At 60.3% G+C, this 19,998-nt stretch carries 22 protein-coding genes; 7 read left to right on the forward strand and 15 right to left on the reverse strand.

Annotated elements, in window-relative coordinates:
- The first annotated feature begins 169 nt into the window (after positions 1–169).
- Complete coding sequence (locus tag JYP46_RS14290) at positions 170–1,096, forward strand: diacylglycerol/lipid kinase family protein (protein WP_206548450.1); 927 nt, start codon at positions 170–172, stop codon at positions 1,094–1,096.
- A 90-nt stretch (positions 1,097–1,186) separates the two neighbouring features.
- Here JYP46_RS14290 and JYP46_RS14295 read toward each other — a convergent pair whose 3' ends face one another.
- The 4 genes from JYP46_RS14295 to JYP46_RS14310 all read right to left on the reverse strand — a co-directional run bounded on the left by JYP46_RS14295 (position 1,187) and on the right by JYP46_RS14310 (position 2,958).
- Positions 1,187–1,696 carry a Dps family protein gene (locus tag JYP46_RS14295; RefSeq protein ID WP_113153361.1) on the reverse strand — a complete coding sequence of 170 codons (510 nt, stop codon included), beginning with the start codon at positions 1,694–1,696 and terminating at the stop codon, positions 1,187–1,189.
- Between the two features lie 89 nt (positions 1,697–1,785).
- Positions 1,786–1,974 (reverse strand): hypothetical protein, encoded by a 189-nt coding sequence (locus tag JYP46_RS14300; protein ID WP_206546057.1) that lies wholly within the window; start codon positions 1,972–1,974, stop codon positions 1,786–1,788.
- Between the two features lie 189 nt (positions 1,975–2,163).
- The gene (locus JYP46_RS14305) at positions 2,164–2,610 is read right to left on the reverse strand and encodes a hypothetical protein (RefSeq protein WP_113153362.1); all 447 of its coding nucleotides are present in this window, start codon (positions 2,608–2,610) and stop codon (positions 2,164–2,166) included.
- A gap of 9 nt (positions 2,611–2,619) precedes the next feature.
- Positions 2,620–2,958 (reverse strand): ElaB/YgaM/YqjD family protein, encoded by a 339-nt coding sequence (locus JYP46_RS14310; RefSeq protein ID WP_206546056.1) that lies wholly within the window; start codon positions 2,956–2,958, stop codon positions 2,620–2,622.
- Positions 2,959–3,078: 120 nt separating this feature from the next.
- On the opposite strand from JYP46_RS14310, the gene JYP46_RS14315 reads away from it, so the two are divergent.
- A complete protein-coding gene (locus tag JYP46_RS14315; protein ID WP_113153364.1) occupies positions 3,079–4,272 on the forward strand; it encodes an AI-2E family transporter in 1,194 nt (397 codons plus the stop codon).
- Here JYP46_RS14315 and JYP46_RS14320 read toward each other — a convergent pair.
- Positions 4,202–4,951, reverse strand: coding sequence for a Crp/Fnr family transcriptional regulator (locus JYP46_RS14320; protein WP_113153365.1), 750 nt, complete (start codon positions 4,949–4,951; stop codon positions 4,202–4,204). The two genes, JYP46_RS14315 and JYP46_RS14320, sit on opposite strands and share 71 nt — an antisense overlap.
- 154 nt (positions 4,952–5,105) lie before the next feature.
- On the opposite strand from JYP46_RS14320, the gene JYP46_RS14325 reads away from it, so the two are divergent.
- The gene (locus JYP46_RS14325) at positions 5,106–5,495 is read left to right on the forward strand and encodes a response regulator (protein WP_113153366.1); all 390 of its coding nucleotides are present in this window, start codon (positions 5,106–5,108) and stop codon (positions 5,493–5,495) included.
- A gap of 64 nt (positions 5,496–5,559) precedes the next feature.
- Here the strand turns inward: JYP46_RS14325 and JYP46_RS14330 are convergent, their stop codons facing one another.
- Together JYP46_RS14330 and JYP46_RS14335 are read right to left on the reverse strand one after the other, a co-directional pair.
- On the reverse strand, positions 5,560–6,111 hold the full coding sequence (locus JYP46_RS14330) for a sigma-70 family RNA polymerase sigma factor (RefSeq protein ID WP_113153367.1): 552 nt from the start codon (positions 6,109–6,111) through the stop codon (positions 5,560–5,562).
- 5 nt (positions 6,112–6,116) lie between these two features.
- A complete protein-coding gene (locus JYP46_RS14335) occupies positions 6,117–6,323 on the reverse strand; it encodes a NepR family anti-sigma factor (RefSeq protein ID WP_113153368.1) in 207 nt (68 codons plus the stop codon).
- Positions 6,324–6,525: 202 nt separating this feature from the next.
- Here JYP46_RS14335 and JYP46_RS14340 point away from each other — a divergent pair, with 202 nt between their 5' ends.
- The 3 genes from JYP46_RS14340 to JYP46_RS14350 all read left to right on the forward strand — a co-directional run bounded on the left by JYP46_RS14340 (position 6,526) and on the right by JYP46_RS14350 (position 8,050).
- Positions 6,526–7,320 carry a response regulator gene (locus JYP46_RS14340; protein ID WP_206548451.1) on the forward strand — a complete coding sequence of 265 codons (795 nt, stop codon included), beginning with the start codon at positions 6,526–6,528 and terminating at the stop codon, positions 7,318–7,320.
- Between the two features lie 132 nt (positions 7,321–7,452).
- The gene (locus JYP46_RS14345) at positions 7,453–7,620 is read left to right on the forward strand and encodes a DUF1328 domain-containing protein (protein ID WP_113153370.1); all 168 of its coding nucleotides are present in this window, start codon (positions 7,453–7,455) and stop codon (positions 7,618–7,620) included.
- An 88-nt stretch (positions 7,621–7,708) separates the two neighbouring features.
- Positions 7,709–8,050 carry a hypothetical protein gene (locus tag JYP46_RS14350; protein WP_113153371.1) on the forward strand — a complete coding sequence of 114 codons (342 nt, stop codon included), beginning with the start codon at positions 7,709–7,711 and terminating at the stop codon, positions 8,048–8,050.
- 84 nt (positions 8,051–8,134) lie between these two features.
- Here JYP46_RS14350 and phoB read toward each other — a convergent pair whose 3' ends face one another.
- From phoB to JYP46_RS14385, 7 genes are all read right to left on the reverse strand, one after another.
- Positions 8,135–8,821 (reverse strand): phosphate regulon transcriptional regulator PhoB, encoded by a 687-nt coding sequence (gene phoB / locus JYP46_RS14355; protein ID WP_204360881.1) that lies wholly within the window; start codon positions 8,819–8,821, stop codon positions 8,135–8,137.
- 36 nt (positions 8,822–8,857) lie between these two features.
- Complete coding sequence (gene phoU / locus JYP46_RS14360; RefSeq protein ID WP_113153373.1) at positions 8,858–9,568, reverse strand: phosphate signaling complex protein PhoU; 711 nt, start codon at positions 9,566–9,568, stop codon at positions 8,858–8,860.
- Positions 9,569–9,602: 34 nt separating this feature from the next.
- Positions 9,603–10,418, reverse strand: a complete 816-nt coding sequence (gene pstB, locus JYP46_RS14365; protein ID WP_113153374.1) for a phosphate ABC transporter ATP-binding protein PstB — start codon at positions 10,416–10,418, stop codon at positions 9,603–9,605.
- 14 nt (positions 10,419–10,432) lie between these two features.
- Complete coding sequence (pstA, locus tag JYP46_RS14370) at positions 10,433–11,752, reverse strand: phosphate ABC transporter permease PstA (protein ID WP_206546053.1); 1,320 nt, start codon at positions 11,750–11,752, stop codon at positions 10,433–10,435.
- On the reverse strand, positions 11,749–13,221 hold the full coding sequence (gene pstC / locus JYP46_RS14375) for a phosphate ABC transporter permease subunit PstC (RefSeq protein ID WP_206548452.1): 1,473 nt from the start codon (positions 13,219–13,221) through the stop codon (positions 11,749–11,751). Before pstC ends, pstA begins: the two co-directional genes overlap by 4 nt.
- 106 nt (positions 13,222–13,327) lie before the next feature.
- Positions 13,328–14,365 (reverse strand): substrate-binding domain-containing protein, encoded by a 1,038-nt coding sequence (locus JYP46_RS14380; RefSeq protein WP_113153377.1) that lies wholly within the window; start codon positions 14,363–14,365, stop codon positions 13,328–13,330.
- 554 nt (positions 14,366–14,919) lie between these two features.
- A complete protein-coding gene (locus tag JYP46_RS14385) occupies positions 14,920–18,231 on the reverse strand; it encodes a response regulator (protein WP_206548453.1) in 3,312 nt (1,103 codons plus the stop codon).
- A gap of 267 nt (positions 18,232–18,498) precedes the next feature.
- On the opposite strand from JYP46_RS14385, the gene JYP46_RS14390 reads away from it, so the two are divergent.
- Positions 18,499–18,768, forward strand: coding sequence for a hypothetical protein (locus JYP46_RS14390; RefSeq protein WP_162742210.1), 270 nt, complete (start codon positions 18,499–18,501; stop codon positions 18,766–18,768).
- Between the two features lie 121 nt (positions 18,769–18,889).
- On the opposite strand, the gene JYP46_RS14395 is transcribed toward JYP46_RS14390, so the two are convergent.
- The gene (locus tag JYP46_RS14395) at positions 18,890–19,219 is read right to left on the reverse strand and encodes a hypothetical protein (RefSeq protein WP_162742211.1); all 330 of its coding nucleotides are present in this window, start codon (positions 19,217–19,219) and stop codon (positions 18,890–18,892) included.
- Positions 19,220–19,998: the final 779 nt, after the last annotated feature.

The raw sequence follows: 19,998 nt of genomic DNA on the forward strand, positions 1-19,998 counted from the left end.
AGGGAGGATCGGTGCGTGGCCGTTTGCACCCTTAAAACGCGCCGCCCTCATTCTTGTTCCGCGTTTTTCCGAACGCATTGCCAAACTTTGCCCGGGAACCTTTCGACCAGCCGCTCCTTAACGGTCGAGCACAACACAATCGCGCAGCAAAACCTCAGGGAACCCTCCAATGCATGTTCTGGCTGTCCTAAACTGCAATGGGGGAACCCTGCGCAGCCTTGATACCGAAGCGCTGGCGCGCGAGATGAAGGGCATCTTCGAGGCGGCTGGCCATACCATGGACATCAGCCTTTGCAGGGGTGACGAACTCGTCGCAACCATGGAAGATGCCGCGCGCGACGAGACGGCAGACATCATTCTGGCCGGCGGCGGTGATGGCACCATCTCGCTGGCGGCGGGTCTGCTTGCCCATTCCGACAAGGCGCTCGCCATTCTTCCCGCAGGCACGATGAACCTCTTTGCACGCAGCCTCGCCATACCGCAGGATCTGCGCATGGCGATGGAAGCACTCGCCCATGGCGACATCAAAAATGTCGACATTGCCGATGCCGACGGACACTATTTCGTGCATCAGCTTTCCATCGGCATGCATCCGAAACTGATCCGGCTGCGCGAACGGATGACCTTTCGCTCGCGGATCGGCAAGATATTTGCCTCGGTGCGCGCCGCGATGGCGACAATGATCCGCCCGCCCAAACTGGACGTGGAGCTGGAGCTCTCGGAAACGAAAGTCCGCACCACCACGTCGAACCTGGCGATCACCAACAATCTCTATGCAGAAGGCCAGCGCCTTCCCTTCACCGACCAGCCCGATGGCGGGCAGCTGGGCGTCTACATCACGCATGCCCGCACCCGCAGCGAACTGATCCTCTGGCTTCTGAACATGGGGATTGGTCGCTGGCGGCAGAACGAACAGATGGAAATTCACGAGGCGACGGAGGTGACCGTGCGCATCTGCTCGCGAAGGCGACGCTTCAAATGCGCCATCGATGGCGAGTTGCGGCCTTTGCAGCGCGAGACCCGCATCAGGCTGCATCCGGGCGCGCTCCGCGTGGTGATGCCCCGGCCGGCCGACCAGAGCCTTTGGCCCTTCTAGGCGCAATTCCAGAAACACACAGGCGCAGAACGACAAAAGCCCCGGCTAATCTGGCCGGGGCTTTTTTTGATGCCGCACGTTTCTCACACGTTAGTCGGCGATGATCGAGCGCAGCATCCACAGCGCCTTCTCGTGGAAGGTCAGGCGCTCGGTCAGCATGTCGGCGGTGACCATGTCACCCTTTTCATCTGCGGCAGCGCCGATGTCGCGCATCTTGCGAACGGCTTCCTCATGGTCCTCAACCAGATCCTGCACCATCTCAAGGGCCGAGCGGCCCGAGGCGCGAAGCTCGATGGACGTGTCGACACCCTTGCCCGCCAGAATGGGCGCGTGATGGCCCAGCGCACGAACCCGCTCGGCGATGATGTCCGTCGCTTCAAACAGGGCGTTGTACTGCTCCTCGGTCAGAACATGGATCGAATGGAACAGCGGGCCGACGACATTCCAGTGATAGATGTGGGTCTTGATCAGGAGCCTGTAGGTATCGACGAGGATCTCCGAAAGCCCAGCGGCAATTTCCCTGCGGTCCGCATCGGAAATGCCAATGTCCATCTTGTCGGCATGGGTCTTGGGTTTGAGAACTTCAGCTGCATCGCTCATTGGTCTCTCCTTTCATTGAGTATCTTGAATACGGGAATCTCATGAAGCTGATGAAACAAGCTGGTGAAACAATTGCGCGGTAAGCCGCGTCATCCAGTCGGCCCGTCCTCGGCGGCGGGCAGCTCTATGGCCTGTTCTTCATCGAGCATCAGGCCATAGACCTCGACACCCCACCAGACGACAGCCGCCAGCAGAAGACCGAACACCAGAACCATGAGAACCGGGAAGCCGCGCCGTCCCTGGCGCGCCTCCTGAGAAGTCGTCTTGTTTTCAGGCATGATCACTGCTCCTGTCTTCTTCCCTCGACCAATGCCGTGGCCGAGGGAGAGTTCCATTGCAGTGCAAAAAAGTGAGCCGGATTGGCCGGCTCATACCCGGCTGGAGCGGATTATCGTTTCGTGGAAACGCTGCTCCACGCCAACCGCTTTTGGTCCGCATTCATGCGGACGTCAGGTGTTCCCACCCGACTAACCGGCGTCGCCATCCGGATCTCCACCGCTGTTCTCGCGGTAGATTGCGTAGCCAACGGCCACGAGCACGGGAAGGGCGAGCGCACCGAACTTGCCGGTGCGCGAGAGGAGCGAGGGAAGCAGCGTCAGTGCCGCCGTTCCAGCCAGAACGCCCGCATCGGAAACGCGGCGCTCACGCGCGCGGCGCTGTTCGGCACGGGTCCAGATCCTGAGGCTGACAAGGACGACAAGCGCCATGGCCACGAAACCAAGGCCGAAGCCAAGCGCGGCCTCGAGCGTGCCCCATTCGTCCGCAGCGGCAATGAACCCCGCCAGAACGAGAAAGCCAATGCCGAACAGACCCAGAAACGCGGCGAGCGCATAGAACATGGATGCGACCCGCGCGCGCTTGAGCGAGGCCGACACTTCTCCGGTCGCAACGGAGGCAAGCAGTCTTGCCAGCATCACAGCGACCTAGCGGCGCGTGGCGAGAGCCAGCAGGAAGCCGGCTCCAACGGCCAGCGCCAGCGAGGTGAACGGGCGCTCGCGAACGGTGCGGGCCAGCTCTTTCTCCAGTTCCTGCGAGCTGTCCTTCACGCTGTTGAAGGCTGCCTCGCCCTGGCCGCGCAGCTGCTCGATGCGCTCACCGGCCGCCTTGCGCGCCGCTTCGCCGGACTGGCCACCCATGTCCTTGAGATGGCTAATAAGTTGAGCCATGTCGGAGCGCAGCTGCTGGATGTCCTTTTCCAGATCGCCGGTGGTCACTTCGTCGTTTTTCTCGGTGCGTGCGGATTTCGCTGCCGTGGTTGCCATCTCAGCATTCTCCAATGTTTCAGTTCCAAGCCAACGCCAAACAATATGTGAAGTTCCATTTAGCACGGAACCAATTACCCGGCGGTCTATTTTCTAATGAAACATTTCTGGAAAAGTTGCATGGATCAATCACAAAGCAGCCCGGGGGGCAAACGCTCCCACATCATGACACTGGAAACCGCACTCACCGCGAGCGCGCAGACTTCGGTCATCCTTCTGGGGCTCATCGCCTTTGTCGTGATGCTGCATTACGGGCGCTTTCTGCTTGCTCCCATGACCCTTGCCATCTTCATCGGCCTGATGCTCGGCCCCATCGCAACGCGGCTTGAGCGCATGGGCGTCTGGCCTTCGATTTCGGCTGTCGCGGTGGTGCTGATCTTCATTGCGCTGGTGGGGGGCTTTCTCGTCGCCATCGCCACACCCCTGACCGCATGGGCCGACCGGCTGCCGCAGATCTGGAGCCAGTTGCAGCTTCAGCTCTCCAGCCTCCGGCAGCCGCTCGACACGATCAAGGGGCTGCAGGAGCAGATCCGTTCAGTGACCGGCGGTTCCAGCGTGACGGTGTCGGTGGAAGAAGGCTCCACGGTCGAAAGCGTTGCCGTGCTTGCGCCATCGCTTCTGGCGCAGCTGCTCATCTTCTTCGCCAGCCTCTATTTTTTCGTGGCGACGCGCCATGAAACCCGCGCGACGATCCTGCGCCTGTGCTTTGGCCGGCGCCTGCGCTGGCGCGTGGCGCACATCTTCCGCGACGTGGAGAATGCGGTGTCCGACTATCTCCTGTCGATCACCATCATCAATATCGGGCTGGGCGTCGCCGTCACCGTGGCGATGTGGCTTCTGGGCGTTCCCTCCCCCGCGCTCTGGGGCGCAATGGCGACCCTGCTCAACTTCGTGATCTATATCGGCCCGGCAGTGATGGCCATCATTCTGCTGGGCGTCGGCCTTGCGACCTTCGACACGCTGACGGCAAGTTTCCTGCCGCCGCTCATCTATCTGGCCGTCAACGCCACGGAAGCCCAGTTCGTGACGCCGACCGTCATCGGCCGGCGAATGACGCTCAACCCGTTCATCGTGTTTCTGTCGATCGCATTCTGGCTGTGGATGTGGGGGCCGATCGGAGGCTTCATCGCCATTCCCGTACTCCTGACGATTTACGCCATGGCCGGCAACATCATCCCCGGCATCGAACCGCCGACACCCGCCAAAGCCCATCGCCACAGGGCGAAGGCGATACCGCCAACGCCTATAGAAAAGGCCGCTTCCCCCCTGAGCCGGGAGTCCAGCCCGCCAGTTCGGCCAAGGCCTCCTGATTGAGGATCTTGCAGCCGCCATCCTCCCATTTCAGGTGATTGCGGCTGGCAAGGCGGGCGATCGTCTTGTTGGTGTGCACCAGAGAAATGCCCAGCGTGTCGGCCACGTGCTGCTGGGTCAGTGCAAGCGTCCCGTTCCTCGAGAGCCCGCTTTGCCGCGCGCGGTCCAGAATGAAGACAAGCAGATAGGCGACTTTCTCCAGCGCCGTTCGCCGGCCAACGGTCAGGAGATGGTCGTCGAGCATGCATTCCTCACGCGAAGCGATCCAGGTGATGTCGTAGGCGAGTTCGGGAAACTTCTTGTAGAGCGAAAACAGCTCGGCCTTCTCGAACACGCATAAGGACATCTGCGAGAGCGCCTCGACCGAGTGCTTCATCTCGCCCATCAGACTGCCCTGCAGCCCGACGAGATCGCCCGGCATCACATAATTGACGATCTGGCGACGTCCGTCTTCCAGGAGCTTGTAGCGAAAGCCCCAGCCGGAAAGTACCGTATAGAGATGCGGATTGTGCGCGCCTTCCACCAGAACGGTCGCCCCCTTCTTCACCGCCAGATCGCCCTTCTTGAAACGACCGACGAACTCCAGTTCATCCCCCTCGAAATCGCGAAAGACCTCGCGCTTTCTCAAGGGACATTGCTGGCAGGGCAGACTCTTGTGGGTGAATTCCTGTTCTTTTGTCACTGACTGGCCCCCGGTTCATTGCTGAATAGGAAAGCCGCATCCAGTGCGAGCGGTTCCCGCAAATCGTACAGACACGTCTTTTTTTAATGACAATCTACACGGGTAATGAGATGGCAAAGAGGAACGAATTCTCTGGCGTCGGAAGGATGTCTGCTTGAAGAAACCTCTGGAGGGCGCCCGCGTCCTGCTCGTCGAAGACGAAGCCATGATCGCCATGAGCATCGAAGAACTGTGCAAGGAGCACGGCGCAACGGACGTGTTCACTGTCGGCACCTTCGATGATCTGGGACCGGACGTTCTGGAAAGCCGGGGAATTTCGACAGCGATCCTCGACATCAAGCTGTCCGACAACTGGACAGACGAGTTCGCCCGCCTGCTTCAGGCGCGGCGCATCCCCTTCATCTTCGCCACCGGCTACGCCTCAAGCCACCAGGTGTTCGAGGCGTTCGGTGGTATCAGGATCGTTGAAAAGCCTTACAGGGACAGCGACCTTATCGACGCGCTGTCCCAGGCGATTGTCGGCTCAAGCGCCGGGAAGGACTGAGAGCGGTCAGACCAGATTGCCCTATGTGCGCCCTAAGGGACGCACGGCAATCCTGGCTCAGGACCTAGGCGATGAAGGCCGTATTGGTGATCTGGGTCGAGATGGCGTCCGGCCCGAAATCGCCCTCACCTGAAATCTCGAGGATTTCCTGCAGGCGCGTTCTGGCGCGGCTCACGCGGCTCTTGATCGTGCCGACCGCGCAATCGCAGATCTCCGCCGCTTCCTCATAGGAAAAGCCGGACGCGCCGATCAGGATGATCGCTTCACGCTGGTCTTCGGGCAATTGCTCGAGAGCGCGCCGGAAGTCCTTCAGATCGACCGAACCCTCCTGCGCCGGGTGCACCGACAGACGTCCGGTAATCGCACCGTCCGCGTCTTCGACCTCGCGCTTGCGCTTGCGCATCTGCGAGTAGAACTCGTTGCGAAGGATGGTGAAGAGCCAGGCTTTCAGATTGGTGCCCGGCTGATAGCTGTTCTGTTTGTCCCACGCCTTGACCAGCGATTCCTGCACGAGATCGTCCGCCCGGTCCGCACTTTTTGAAAGCGAAACGGCGAAGGCGCGCAGACTTGGCACAGCGGCCAGTAGATCGTCACGAAAGCCCGGATAAACACTCATATATATCAGTCCTTGTTTCCGGCCGTTTCAGCGCCGCTTTTCTGCTCAAGCTGGTTGAGAAGGTCGCTGAACCGATCCGGAATATCTTCCGTTACCAGGTCGTCGTAATATTGCCTGAGCTTGCGTCCGATCTCTGAGTTTGCGCCGAGCGGGTCTTCATCCTTGCCGCGCCGGGTCAAGCTTCCTCGGGTGTTTGGTTTGCCGTAATTCATGCCCTGTCTTTTTCCATCAAATCTGGTCTCCCAATGACCCGAAACCGTCCGCACCGCCCGGGCCACAACTGTCTCGTCTGCTTTCAAACGCCATTGAGCGGAATTCGTTCCCTCCGACGGGAACATTTTCGCATATGGGGCGTTTCACCCGTCACAAATGCACTAATTCTCATTGCCATGTCTTGAGGGAGACTTGAAATCCATGACCCTGTCAGCGCGTATCGCTCCGCACCTTCCTTACCTGCGGCGCTTTTCCCGGGCCGTTTCCGGCTCCCAGTCCAGCGGTGACGCACTGGTGGCTGCAACGCTTGAAGCGTTGATCGCAGATACGAGCATCTTTCCCGAGGCATCGACCGACAAGATCGCCCTTTTCAGGCTCTTCACATCGCTGTTCGAAACGCTGGACGTTCCGGTCCCCGAAGGCACGCCGAGCTCGGCATGGGAAAAGCGGGCCATGAGCAACCTTTCTTCGCTCGCGCCCCGTCCGCGTCAGGCCTTCCTGCTGGTGGCCGTAGAGAATTTCCGGCCGGAAGAGGCTGCGGAAATTCTCGAGACGGATATGAAAGGCATCAACACGATGCTGCGCGAAGCCAGCGAGGAGATTTCCCGTCAGGTGGCGACAGACATCCTCATCATCGAGGACGAGCCCCTGATCGCCATGGACATCGAGGAAATGGTCGAAAGCCTCGGGCATCGCGTGGTCGGCACGGCCCGCACCCACAAGCAGGCGGTCGAAATGTTTGACAAGACGCAGCCGAAAATGGTGCTGGCCGACATTCAGCTTGCCGATGGCAGTTCAGGCCTTGATGCGGTGAACGAGATCCTCGACACGGCCACCGTGCCGGTCATCTTCATCACCGCCTTCCCCGAGCGGCTTCTGACGGGCGAGCGCCCGGAACCGACTTTCCTTGTGACCAAGCCGTTCAGCCCGGAAATGGTCAAGGCGCTCATCAGCCAGGCGCTCTTCTTCGATCAGCAGGCGCACGCGGCGGCCTGACAGGCCCCCGCTTCTTCACGCGTTTCTCAAAAAAGCCGCCTCCGGGCGGCTTTTCTTTTACCCAAAATCTCTCCGGCGGAACCAAATCCGAATGCCAGACGTTTAACCGGCATAACTAAACGGAGAGACAGAATGCTATACTGGGCCCTGATATTCCTTGTCGTCGCGATCATCGCCGGCGCACTCGGTTTCGGCGGAATTGCCGGCGCTTCGGCAGGCATTGCGCAGATCCTCTTCTACATCTTCCTCGCCCTGCTCGCGATCTCGCTGATCATGGGCCTTCTGAAACGCGGTCGCTAAACGGCGATGCACACATAAACGAATGCGGCATAAGCGAACCGGACCATCCATGGCTTCCGTTTCGTGAAGACAATGAAAGGAGAAAGCCATGGAACACATTGCTGCACTTCTTTTGATTGTCGGCTGCTCAGGCAATGTGGGGGCCGGCGACACGCGCGAATGCCAGGAACTGCCCGCCCCCACCCCGGTCTACGAGACGTTTGAGGAGTGCGAGGCGGAGAAGCCGGTTGCAATGCGCGAACTGGAAACCGAAGCGCCGCAGGTTCTCGCCACCTGCGTCTATGTGGATCCTGCACTTGTCTATGACGATGCGATCCTGGAGTGGGACATCACCAGCAATGGCGAGCTGACCGCCTCCATCGAGCCGGTGACGAGCTTTGCCGTGGCTCAGAACGAGCATGCCCGCCCCGGACACGCCGCCACGAAATAACGGGCCACGAAATAACGGGCGAAGAGCTTCAACGAAAAAGCCCCGGTCGAACCGGGGCTTTTTTTAATGGCTGTATCGCGTCTGTCAGGCTTCGCGGATCGCATAGCCCGCGCCGCGAATGGTGCGGATCACATCGGGCAGACGCCCGTGGTTCACGGCCTTGCGCAGCCGGCCCACATGCACGTCCACGGTGCGCTCGTCGATATAGATCGTCTCGCCCCAGACATTGTCGAGCAGCTGGCTTCGCGAGAAGACGCGGCCGGGATGCTGCATCATGAATTCCAGGAGGCGGAACTCTGTCGGCCCAAGACGGATCTCGTTCTTGCGGCGATAGACACGGTGCGATTCACGGTCGAGCACGATGTCCCCGACCGAAAGAACCGTCGAGAGCACTTCCGGCTTCGCGCGCCGCAGAAGCGCGCGAACACGCGCCACGAATTCCGGCGTCGAGAAAGGCTTCACCAGATAGTCGTCCGCGCCGGTTGAAAGGCCGCGCACGCGGTCGCTTTCCTCGCCACGGGCGGTGAGCATGATGATCGGCAGGCGCTCCGTTTCGGGGCGCATGCGCAGCCGGCGGCACAGCTCGATGCCGGAAACGGCCGGAACCATCCAGTCCAGAACGAGCAGATCGGGTACGTTTTCCTGCAGGCGCACTTCGGCTTCATCGCCGCGAGAGATCATCTCGACCTGATAGCCTTCGGCTTCCAGATTGTACTTGAGCAAGACGCAAAGCGGTTCGTCGTCTTCAACGACCATGACCTTGGGGGCAATCATGGCAGGCATTCTCCTCGGGCAGTCTACGGCCGGTTAGACATCGGATTCGACCGTCATCTGTGTTTCGTCAAGCTTCGGCCGCTGGACCGGAAGCTGGGACCCCGTCACCACATAATAGGCATTTTCGGCGATATTGGTCACATGGTCGCCGATACGCTCAAGATTTTTCGCACAGAACAGGAGGTGCGTGCAGGCCGTGATGTTGCGCGGGTCTTCCATCATGTAGGTGAGGAGTTCACGGAAAACCGACGTGTACTGAATGTCGATTTCCTCATCCTCGTCGCGCAGCCGGATTAATGCCTCGGCATTGCGCGCCACATAGTGCTCGACCACCGAATTGACCTGTTTCAGCACGAGGCCGGCCATCGCGTCGATGGAATGCGCAAGCGTGCGCGGCGTGGCGCTTTCGCCCACGGCGCCGACGCGCTTGGCAATGTTCTTGGCCAGATCGCCGATGCGCTCGAGATCAGCCGCCATGCGGATGGCGCCCACGACGCTGCGCAGATCCTGCGCCATCGGCTGGCGCTTTGCGATGAGCGTGATGGCGCGCTCATCAAGGTCGCGCTGCTTGGCGTCCATGATCGTGTCATCGGAGATGATGCGCTGTGCAAGCGCCGTATCGGAGTGCAGCAGCGCCCTGGTGGAAGCGCGCGTCATCTCGCCGGAGAGATCGCCCATGTCGCGGATGAGGCGGTCGATTTCACCGAGTTCCTCATCGAAGGAGCTGACTGTGTGCTCGCCCATGGTCTGGTTCCTTATCTGTGCGTTTGCCGCGCCGTCAGCCGAAGCGTCCGGTGATGTAATCCTGGGTGCGCTTGTCATCCGGATTGGTGAACATCTTGTCCGTCGGGCCTTCCTCGACCAGATTGCCGAGATGGAACATGGCCGTGCGCTGCGAGACGCGGGCCGCCTGCTGCATGGAGTGCGTGACGATCACGATCGTGTAGTTCTCGCGCAGCTCGTCAATCAGCTCTTCCACCTTGGCGGTGGCGATGGGATCGAGCGCCGAGCAGGGCTCGTCCATCAGGATCACTTCAGGCGACACGGCAATGGCGCGCGCGATGCATAAGCGCTGCTGCTGACCACCGGAAAGACCGGTGCCGGGCTCATGCAGGCGATCCTTCACCTCATTGAAGAGGCCAGCCTTCTGGAGGCTCGCTTCCACGACCTCGTCGAATTCCGACTTCTTCGTCGCCAGACCGTGAATGCGGGGACCGTAGGCGATGTTCTCGTAGATCGACTTGGGGAACGGATTGGGCTTCTGGAAGACCATGCCGACCCGGGCGCGCAGCTCCACCACATCGATGCGGGGATCGTAGATATCCTCGCCATCGAGCGTGATCTTGCCGGTGATCCGGGCAATGTCGATCGTGTCGTTCATGCGGTTCAGGCAGCGCAGGAACGTGGATTTGCCACAGCCCGAGGGGCCGATCAGCGCGGTCACCTGGTTTTCGCGCACGTCGAGATTGACGCCGAACAGCGCCTGTTTCTCGCCGTAGAAGACGCAGACGTCTTCACCGCGCATCTTGAGGGTGTCCGAGTTCTGGCTCGCATCCAGTGCTTCTTCAACAGCAGCATCAGTGAGCATGTTCATGTCCTTCCACTCCGTTACCAGCGACGCTCGACGCGCCGCCGCAGAATAATGGCGGTAATGTTCATCACGGCAAGGAACAGCAACAACACCATGATAGCGCCCGAGGTGCGCTCGACAAACGCGCGTTCGGCCTCGTTCGCCCACATGTAGATCTGAACCGGCAGCGCCGTAGCGGGATCGAGCGGCGTGGTCGGGTAATCAGCCACGAAGGCCACCATGCCGATCAGAAGCAGCGGTGCGGTTTCGCCAAGCGCCTGCGCCAGACCGATGATCGTGCCCGTGAGAATGCCGGGCGCGGCCAGCGGCAGCACATGGTGAAACACCGTCTGGGTGCGCGAAGCGCCAAGGCCGAGAGCTGCCGCACGGATGGAGGGCGGCACGGCCCGCAGCGCTGCGCGCGTTGCGATGATGATCGTCGGCAGGGTCATCAGCGTCAGCACGAGGCCGCCCACCAGAGAGGCGGAGCGCGGCAGATGCATGAAGTTGATGAACACGGCCAGGCCCAGAAGACCGAAGACGATGGACGGCACGGCCGCCAGATTGTTGATGTTGACCTCGATAAGATCGGTCAGCTTGTTCTGTGGTGCGAACTCTTCAAGATAGATCGAAGCGGCAACGCCAATGGGCAGCGCCAGAAGTAGCACGATCATCATCATGTAGAGCGAACCGACGATGGCCACGCCCATGCCGGCCGTTTCAGGACGGCTTGATGCGCCACGGGTGAAGAGACCGGTGTTGAAGCGCTGCTCCAGAACCCCGTCCGCTTCCATCGTGCGGATCCATGTGAGCTGCTGGTCGGAAACCTTGCGGCGGCTTTCGTCCACCTCGAGATTGACCTGCCCCTTCACGGCGGAATCGACATCGCCGCTCGCCAGCACCCACACATTCCGTGTCGTGCCGATGATCGCGGGATCGGACACCACCATGTCGCGCAGCTGCGTGCGCACGCCATTGGAGATGAGCCCGCCCACTTCGCGAACCAGCTTGCGGTTTTCGGGATCAACCCCGAGTTTCGCCACAAGCGCTTCGGTCGCAAGCTTGGGATAATTGGCCGTCAGGAGCTTGTTCGGATCGGTCGCGCGCTCGCCATTCGGGTCGATCACGCTCTCGGCGAAGGTGACGTCCAGATTGATCGAGGTCTGCCAGAAGGCGGTGTAGCCATTGGAAACCACCGACCACAGGAGCGCAGCCAGGAAGAAGAGGCCGACGGCAATGGCCGCCACGCCATACATCCGGAAGCGCTGCTCTGCCGCATAACGCTTCTTGATGCCGATGTCGCGCCGCGCGGCGGCTGCGCGGGGGGCATTGCCCCCTTTGTAGACAGCGTCGCTCATTCGTATTGCTCCCGGTATTTGCGCACGATGTAGAGCGCGAAGACATTCATGCCGAGCGTGAGCACGAACAGGGTCATGCCCAGTGCGAAGGCCACCAGCGTCTGCGGAGAGGTGAACTCCAGGTCGCCGGTAAGCTGGTTGACGATCTTGACGGTGATCGTCGTCATCGCTTCGAACGGGTTGAGCGTGAGATTTGCGGCAACGCCGGCGGCCAGAACCACGATCATGGTCTCACCGATGGCGCGTGACGCCGTAAGCAGAAGCGCACCGACAATACCCGGCAGAGCCGCCGGCAGGATGACGCGCTTGATCGTCTCGGACCGCGTTGCGCCAAGGCCGAGCGAACCGTCGCGCATGGCGCGCGGAACGGCGGTGATGATGTCATCGGACAGCGAGGACACGAACGGGATGAGCATGATGCCCATCACGAGGCCGGCCGTCAGAACGCTCTGCGCCTGAATGAAGCCCGGACCGCCGGCAATCGCCGCGCTGATGTCGCGCAGGAACGGGCCGACCGTGACCATGGCGAAGAAGCCGTAGACGATGGTCGGGATGCCGGCCAGAACCTCAAGCAGCGGCTTGACCACCGAACGCACCCGCTTGGACGCATATTCGGCCATGTAAATCGCCGCCATGAGACCGACGGGCACGGCAAACAGCATGGCCACGAAGGCGATGTAGACCGTGCCGGCAAGAAGCGGGATGAGGCCGAACTGGCCTTCCTGCGCCTCTGCGCCTGCGGCCGCAAAGCGCGGATCCCAGACCGTTCCGAGGAAGAAGTTGCTCAGCGAAACCGAGCGGAAGAAATGGATCGTCTCGAACAGCATCGAGAACACGATGCCCACCGTCGTCAGAATGGCGATGGTGGATGCGGCCAGAAGGCCCCAGGTGATGACGCGCTCGACATTGTTGCGGGCGCGGCTGCGCGGGCGAACGCTTCTCAGGCCAAGATAGGCGCCACCCAGTGCGATGAGGATCGCCAGCACGGTGCCGATCATCGCCGCATTGTCCTGCATCGCATTCAGATCGAGCGCGATGGGGATCATGTAGTCCTGCGTGTCGGAGGCAAGCGCCACGCCGCGTTCGGCAAGGATCGGACGCAGCTCTTCAAAGCTCTGCGGCACCTGGGCGAAAGCGGGGTCGCCTTCAATCCGGCGCAGGCCTTCGGCAAGATTGTGCACCATGCCCAGCGCCAGCGAACGGCTCGCAATCGCGCTGTCTTCGGTCTGCGCAGGCAGTTGTTCGCTTACCGCGCGGTCCACATAGGCATAGCTGCCAGCCGACCAGGCCGCCATGAAGAACAGCGCCGGCAGAACCGCAAGAAGAAACACCCACCAGCCATGGTAGTGCGCCCGCGAATGCGGCTTTTCAGTCGCGGTTGCGATCTGGTTCTTCGCGCGCGCATTGCCGAGCACATAACCGACAACGCCAATGAACACGATGATCGTAAGGAGAAGTCCCCAGGACACAAAGCCTCCTCGCCGGCAGGAACCGGCAGCGTCATTCAGACCAATTTCGCAGAGACGAAAACGCAGGCGGCCAATGAGCCGCCTGCGTCGTCATGCGAAAACCGGATTACATGGTCTCGCCAGCGGAGAAAGCTTCGCGCTGTGCGTCGCGCTCTGCATCCGGAGCCGGAACCAGGCCGTAATCGGCAAGCGGGCTCTCCGGGCCGACCATCTGGTCGTCGAGGAAGAACTCAACATATTCCTTGAGGCCCGGAACAACGCCGATGTGCGCCTTCTTCACGTAGAACTGAAGCGGACGCGACACCGGATACTCACCGGTCGAGATGGTCTCGACGGTCGGCGTGACACCATTGATCGTTGCGACCTTCAGCTTGTCGGCATTGTTCTCGTAGAAGGAGAGGCCGAACACGCCAACGCCGGTCTTGTTGGCGTCGATGCGAGCGAGGGTCTCGGTGTAGTCGCCGTCGATGTCGACCGCGCCGCCATCCTTGCGGACCGCGATGCAGGCGTCTTCAGCGGCGTCTTCGTCCAGGCCAGCCTCTTCAGCAGCCTTCAGACCGCCAGCAGCTTCACAGCCAGCAGCGAGAACCTTCTCTTCGAAGACTTCGCGGGTGCCGTGCTTCTCACCCGGGATGTAGGCAGCAATGTCCCACTCCGGCAGGTCCGGATTGACTTCGTTCCACTTCTTGTAGGGGTTGTCGACGAGCTTGCCGTCAACAGCAACCTTGGCAGCCAGCGCCTTGTAGACGTCGATCGGCTCGAGCGCCCAGTCCTGGCCCTGGATGTCGGTGGCGAAGACGATGCCGTCATAGCCGAACTGGACTTCCTGGATTTCCTTCACGCCGTTTTCGGCGCAGGCAGCAACTTCCTTTTCGCGGATTTTGCGCGAAGCGTTGGCGATGTCGATCGTGTCTTCACCGACGCCCTTGCAGAACTCCTTCAGGCCAGCGGAGGAACCGCCGGACTCGACGACAGGCGTCTTGAAGCTCGGGAAGGTCTCGCCGAAGTTCTCGGCAACGATCTTCGCGTAGGGGAGAACGGTCGACGAACCGGCAATCTGGACCTGATCGCGGGCCGCAGCCGCACCGACCGCACCGACAAGGGCGATCGTGGCCGCCGAAGCGGTGAGGAGGAATTTGTTCATTGGAGACAGCTCCCTGTTCGGAATTCGGTCAGACGCCCTCTCGGCGTCGGGGAGCGGAATAACAACTCTGTGTAACAGTTCCATGACACTTACATGTCAGCCCGATTACGTATGAGAAAACCGTTGTTTCTCAGACTATTCGCCCATCAGGACGACAGAAGGCGCAGATCGGACAAGACAGACGCCGTCGCATGGAAACTGTCATATGAAGGGAAGAAACGGGTTCTGGCCGAGGGGCAAGGAGCCTGGTCCGGACCTGGCCGAAAGCCTGTTGGACCCACTTAAAAAGCCGGGCGGGGGAAAGCCTGAGAAAGGCAAATCACACTTGGCTGGGTTAAAAACCCGGATAGATCCTGTTGGGGCTCGTTTGGACCACCCATGGCCCTGTGGATCTCCGCCCGCCCGGAAGCCTGATAGGTCAACCAGCGACCAATCATTTCAACTTTAATGAGAGGTTTAAGTTTATTATATGGCGCGATCACGCCAGTCGGCGTCGCTTTCAGAAAATTTGAATAAAAATGTTACCCTACAGGCAGTTAGCAATCAAAGCCGGCTCATTTCAAGATTGAATTTCTGCGCGGATGTTTCACCCAGGAGTTGATCTTATCCATCAGCGCGCGCGGACTGATCGGCTTGGAAAGATAATCGTCCATCCCGGATTCCAGGCACAGATCACGATCACCTTTCAGGGCGTGCGCAGTCACACCGATAATGGGAACGCGCGTTCGCGCGACCTTCTCAAGCCGGCGGATCTCCCGCGTTGCCTCCAGCCCGTTCATCTCCGGCATTGAGACATCCATCAAAACCAGGTGCGGCTGGCTGTGCTCCCACGCCTCAACCGCCAGCCGGCCATTGTCGACAATCTCGAAGGAAAGCCCCGCTTCGCTCAGGATCTGGCGGAAGACAAGCTGGTTCACCTCATTGTCTTCAGCAACGAGCACATCGATGCCGCCCATTGCGGTAACCGGCGGCTCCGGCTCGGAGATGACGGTTGCGGGCTCCACTTCCTCGGACCGGACTTCCGGCTCCGCAGCGACTTCCACGCCGTCATCCCCCTCTTCTTCTCGACCGCCATGGATGGCCTTGACCACGGCATCCAGAAGCGCCGAGGCGCGCGCTGGCTTGATGAGATGCGAGGCGATGGACAGGTCGCGCGCGCCAAATCCCGACAGAGACTGATCAACGGAGGTGAGCAGCACCACCGGCGTGTGCGCAATTTCGGGTTCGGCGCGGATGGCCTCCACCATGTCGAGCCCGTTCATGCCCGGCATCTGGTAATCCACGACCACACAGTCGACCCGCAGCCCGAGCTCCGTGGACACTCTCAGAACGTTCAGCGCCTCCACTGCCCCTTCGGCAACGCAGGCATCGAAGCCCCAATGGGCCATTTGCTCGCCGAGGATCATACGGTTGACGGCGTTGTCATCGACCACGAGGACACGGGCGTGGGAAACGTCGCCGGGGGCCGAGGGCTGGGGCGCCGCATCCGTGGCCTTCGGCAGCGTCAGGGTGAACCAGAAGGTCGAGCCGCGCCCTTCGACGCTCTCGACGCCGATTTCGCCGCCCATGAGATCCACAAGCCGCGAGGTGATCGCGAGCCCCAGCCCCGTGCCTTCGTGACGGCGGGTGGAAGAGGCATCAACCTGGCTGAATTTCTCGAACACCAGTGCGAGCTTTTCCCTCGGAATGCCAATGCCCGTATCCGTCACCGAGAATTGCAGATCGACCCTGCCGTCCTCCGTCTCCTGACCGCTGACATTGACGAGAACATGCCCCTTCTCGGTGAATTTCACGGCATTGCCGACGAGATTGGTCAGGATCTGCCGGATGCGACCGACATCGCCCACGACCGCGCGCGACAGCCCCGGCGCCACACGCACGATCAGCTCCAGATCCTTTTCCTTGGCCCGTGACGACATCAGGGTCACCACATCGCCGACGGCCTCCCCCAGATGGAACGGACCTGCATCCAGAACGATGTGCCCGGCATCGATCTTCGAGAAGTCGAGAATGTCATTGATGATGTTGAGCAGCGCATTGCCCGACTTCAGGATAATGTCGGCGAATGTCTTCTGCTTCGCCGAAAGGTCCGTCTTGGCAAGCAGTTCGGCCATGCCGAGAACGCCATTCATGGGCGTGCGGATTTCATGGCTCATATTGGCCAGGAACTCAGACTTCGCCCGGTCCGCGATGATCGCTTCCTCACGGGCGCTGCGGAGTTCTTCCTCGCGCTGCTTGAGTTCGCTGATATCAACGCGCACGCCGACAAATGTGCCGTCTTCGGTCCGGGTATCGATCGCCTTGAACCAGCGGCCATTGGCATGGCTGCGCTCAAACACCCGGTGACGAACCTGATAGGACCGGAGATAGCCTTCGATCCAGGCTTCGGGATCGACATCATAAAGCGCATCGAGGTCCGGATCGCCGCTCTGGCGGAAATATCCCGCCTCATGTGCAAGCAGCACCGCATCGCGCAGGGTCTTGCCGGGCTGCATGGCCGGGATCATCGCCGGCAGGGCCTCGTGCAGCTTGCGATTGGCCAGCACATAATGATCATCACGGTCATAAATGACGACGCCTGCCGGCAGGGATTCAAGCACTTCTGCAAGCTGCCGCCGCGCGTCTTCAGCGTCATTCTCGCGTTTGCGGATGTCAGAGATGTCGAACAGCGCGCCGACCACATAGGGCTTGCCGCTCTGCGTTTCGACACGATGCTTCCGCACGATGCGGTAATTGCCGATGCCCGGCTGCTCGAAATCCTCTTCGATCTCGTAATCTTCGCTCGTGTCGAGAACGCGCTGCTCGCTTTCCTCGAACGCACTTGCCAGTTCCGGGGAGACGAAATCGATCGCCCGTTTGCCCAGAATGTCCGGCACATCATCGCCGAGCGTGCGCTTGAACGCGCGGTTCACCAGAACGAAACGCAGGTCCTGATCCTTGGCGAAAACCGGATTGGGCAACTCGTTGAGAATGGCCTCGGCGAGTTTCGCCTTCTCAAGGGCGTCGGCGAGGGCATCTTCATGCCGCTTGAGCCTTGTGATGTCTGTGCAGATGCCGATCCTGCCACCATCCACCAGCCGCTTCTCGCGGTGCATGATCCAGCGGCCGTCATGAAAGCGGAGCACGCTTTCGAAGGCCTCTTCGCTCTGCCGCAGGTCAAGAACCTGCCGTATCCAGGCATCCGCCCCCAGCCCTTCGGTTGACCAGATCTCCCGCGTGACGCCGGCCCACAAAAGCGCCTCGAACGAGGTTCCGGGCCGGATCACATCTTCCAGCCCGGCATACATCTCGATCATCGCCCGGTTGCTGAGCACCAGACAGTCATCGGCATCGTAATAGCAGAAGGCGTCATGAGTAACGTCAAGCGCCGCCATCAGCCGGGTCAGATGCCCATCCGCGCCGCTGAAGCGAAATGGCAGCGACGCCCCGTCGCCCTCATCATCATTCGCCCCGTTTCGCAGGCAATCCATGGTCGACGTCACATTGTGCGCGACGCCCCGGTAACCCAGAAATTCTCCCCGCTCATCGAAGCGCGGAAAACCGGAAACGGAGATCCAGCGGCACTGCTCCGCGCCCCCCACGAGATCGTAGATGAACTGGCTGAAGGGTTTACGCGCGGCCAGCAGGGCTTCATGCGCCTCAACATCGCTGACCGGATGGAAGGCATTGCGGGCAAGCGTGATGCGCGAGCGGCCGAGAAAGCGCTCCGGTTTCAGCCCCGTGACGCTTTCGAATTCCCCGGAGATCCAGACAAGCCGGTGCTGCTGGTCGGTTTCCCAAACCCAGCCGGCAGCCGACCGAAGCAGTTCGGTCAGCTCATCACCGGAAAATCTCTGCGCGAAACCTGCGCCTTCGCCGGTCTCCAAACTCAGTTGCTCCCTTCAGAGGCACATAGCGATAGATATGCGCATGCACCACGTATGCTCAGCCTGACGGTCAAGCCCTGACGATATGCTAACCATAAAGTCGATTCGCACCAATATGACAGGCGGAGCTTGCCTCTCGCTGGAGTGTGCGCCCACCAGATCATGCCTTGAGCTGGATCTGAACCGGGAGTGAATAGCGATTACAGTACAGGTTCAGGTGAATTCGGCTTTTCTACCTGCAGGGGCATAAAACTTCTGGAGGACTTCATGAAAAGCGTAATGCAAAAACTCGCTATGGCGCTGGTCGCCATCGGCGCAATGGCCACCACCGCACAGGCTGCCACCGGCACCAAGCATTATGGAAAATGCTACGTGAAGGAAATGTATGGCGGGCGTGAAGTAACCAATGCCTATAGCTGTCAGGCTGCAAATGTCAGTTGCCCGAACCCCGAATGGGGCGGCGAATGTACCGTCGACGGCAAGCTGGGCACGTTCAGCGATGGCGAACGCGCGCGCCGCAACGACAAGGCACTATAGAGCTTGCACCGGCGCAATACGTCTCCGCTTCCTGAGGAGCGGAGACGACACGCCAGATTGCCCCTGCGTTTCGCTCACCCAGCCGAGCCGCATTCGGCAGAGACAGCTTCCCTTCCGGGCCTTACGCCCAGATCGCAAGCAGTAGAGACACCGCTACACCAATGCCCAGATTGAAGATCCAGAACATCTTGCTGGAGACTGCCTCGCGAAAGGGCGTCCCCCTGGTCATTCGCCAGCCGATCCAGCCACCGGCCAGAAAAGCCTGCAGCATCAGATAAACGACCAGCACAAAGGCTCGAAGATCCAGCCAGCCTCTGGAAGGAACCAGTTCGGTCAGCAGCGGAAAACTCACGAGCATGGTGGCGAACGACCAGCCCGCGCCCATCAACAGCACGATCAAAAGCGCCTTGACCCAGCCAAGCACCGCCACCCCGTATTGCCCCGCACTCATCCGCCCACCTGTTCAATGCTGCATGCTCGCCTGCAAACGCAATCGCGCATCCGCCGGCGATTCGCCCTGAGGGGCAAGATGTATTGATGGTTTTCAGGCAATTGTGCTGGAAATGCGGTGTGATGTTCTTCCGCCCGCAACACAAAATACGGACCGGAAAGGATCAAAGCCGACACGCGCGCCGGGAAACTCTGACGTTGCTTCGGTCAGCCCGGGATCTGCGCCCTCAGCGCCCGATCATAACCTCCGACTTCCTCAGCCCCGGGCGAAGCACCCGCATTTCCGGCACGGTTCTTTTCGCTGAGTTGCGCGGGCGATTGATCGTCTTTCACCGTCTGATCATCTCCGGACGCCACCTGATTGTGGGCACAGCCCGCAAGAAGAGCGAGAACAGGCAAGGCGACGCATAAGCGGATCATGGAAATGTCCTTCGGCTTTCACCCAATGACGCAGCGTAAGACGAACGCACGGTTTGGGTAAATGGCTGAAGCATCAGACGGACAACTGCCCGGCCGCACCGTTAATGAAAGGTTATGCTGAAAAAGAGAAGTGGCACTCCCAAGGGTTTTGAGAGAACCCCTTTATTTCAACGCGATACTTACCCTCACCCCGAATATATGATCTATTGTATCTATTGTGGAATTTCGGACACGCCCCGCACTTTCTCAGCGCCGGCTACATCTGTATTAGATCTTCCCGAGGGCACTCCCGCAATCGAGATGTATCCGGAGATTAGCCGTTAGGTTGACGAGCTTTTGCAGTTCCAAGCATTTGCAATT

Source organism: Nitratireductor aquimarinus, from assembly GCF_017255295.1.
In the GTDB taxonomy this organism is placed as follows: domain Bacteria; phylum Pseudomonadota; class Alphaproteobacteria; order Rhizobiales; family Rhizobiaceae; genus Nitratireductor; species Nitratireductor aquimarinus.

What these genes read in the sequence shown, in the direction of transcription:
- JYP46_RS14290 (WP_206548450.1), top strand. Translation starts at nt 170, where the DNA reads ATGCATGTTCTGGCTGTCCTAAACTGCAATGGGGGAACCCTGCGCAGC.
- JYP46_RS14380 (WP_113153377.1), bottom strand. Translation starts at nt 14,365, where the DNA reads ATGAACAAATTCCTCCTCACCGCTTCGGCGGCCACGATCGCCCTTGTC.
- JYP46_RS14395 (WP_162742211.1), bottom strand. Translation starts at nt 19,219, where the DNA reads ATGAGTGCGGGGCAATACGGGGTGGCGGTGCTTGGCTGGGTCAAGGCG.
- pstB (WP_113153374.1), bottom strand. Translation starts at nt 10,418, where the DNA reads ATGAACATGCTCACTGATGCTGCTGTTGAAGAAGCACTGGATGCGAGC.
- JYP46_RS14340 (WP_206548451.1), top strand. Translation starts at nt 6,526, where the DNA reads ATGACCCTGTCAGCGCGTATCGCTCCGCACCTTCCTTACCTGCGGCGC.
- JYP46_RS14335 (WP_113153368.1), bottom strand. Translation starts at nt 6,323, where the DNA reads ATGAATTACGGCAAACCAAACACCCGAGGAAGCTTGACCCGGCGCGGC.
- JYP46_RS14300 (WP_206546057.1), bottom strand. Translation starts at nt 1,974, where the DNA reads ATGCCTGAAAACAAGACGACTTCTCAGGAGGCGCGCCAGGGACGGCGC.
- JYP46_RS14295 (WP_113153361.1), bottom strand. Translation starts at nt 1,696, where the DNA reads ATGAGCGATGCAGCTGAAGTTCTCAAACCCAAGACCCATGCCGACAAG.
- pstA (WP_206546053.1), bottom strand. Translation starts at nt 11,752, where the DNA reads ATGAGCGACGCTGTCTACAAAGGGGGCAATGCCCCCCGCGCAGCCGCC.
- JYP46_RS14345 (WP_113153370.1), top strand. Translation starts at nt 7,453, where the DNA reads ATGCTATACTGGGCCCTGATATTCCTTGTCGTCGCGATCATCGCCGGC.
- JYP46_RS14310 (WP_206546056.1), bottom strand. Translation starts at nt 2,958, where the DNA reads ATGGCAACCACGGCAGCGAAATCCGCACGCACCGAGAAAAACGACGAA.
- JYP46_RS14315 (WP_113153364.1), top strand. Translation starts at nt 3,079, where the DNA reads ATGGATCAATCACAAAGCAGCCCGGGGGGCAAACGCTCCCACATCATG.
- JYP46_RS14350 (WP_113153371.1), top strand. Translation starts at nt 7,709, where the DNA reads ATGGAACACATTGCTGCACTTCTTTTGATTGTCGGCTGCTCAGGCAAT.
- JYP46_RS14330 (WP_113153367.1), bottom strand. Translation starts at nt 6,111, where the DNA reads ATGAGTGTTTATCCGGGCTTTCGTGACGATCTACTGGCCGCTGTGCCA.
- JYP46_RS14390 (WP_162742210.1), top strand. Translation starts at nt 18,499, where the DNA reads ATGAAAAGCGTAATGCAAAAACTCGCTATGGCGCTGGTCGCCATCGGC.
- phoU (WP_113153373.1), bottom strand. Translation starts at nt 9,568, where the DNA reads ATGGGCGAGCACACAGTCAGCTCCTTCGATGAGGAACTCGGTGAAATC.
- JYP46_RS14305 (WP_113153362.1), bottom strand. Translation starts at nt 2,610, where the DNA reads ATGCTGGCAAGACTGCTTGCCTCCGTTGCGACCGGAGAAGTGTCGGCC.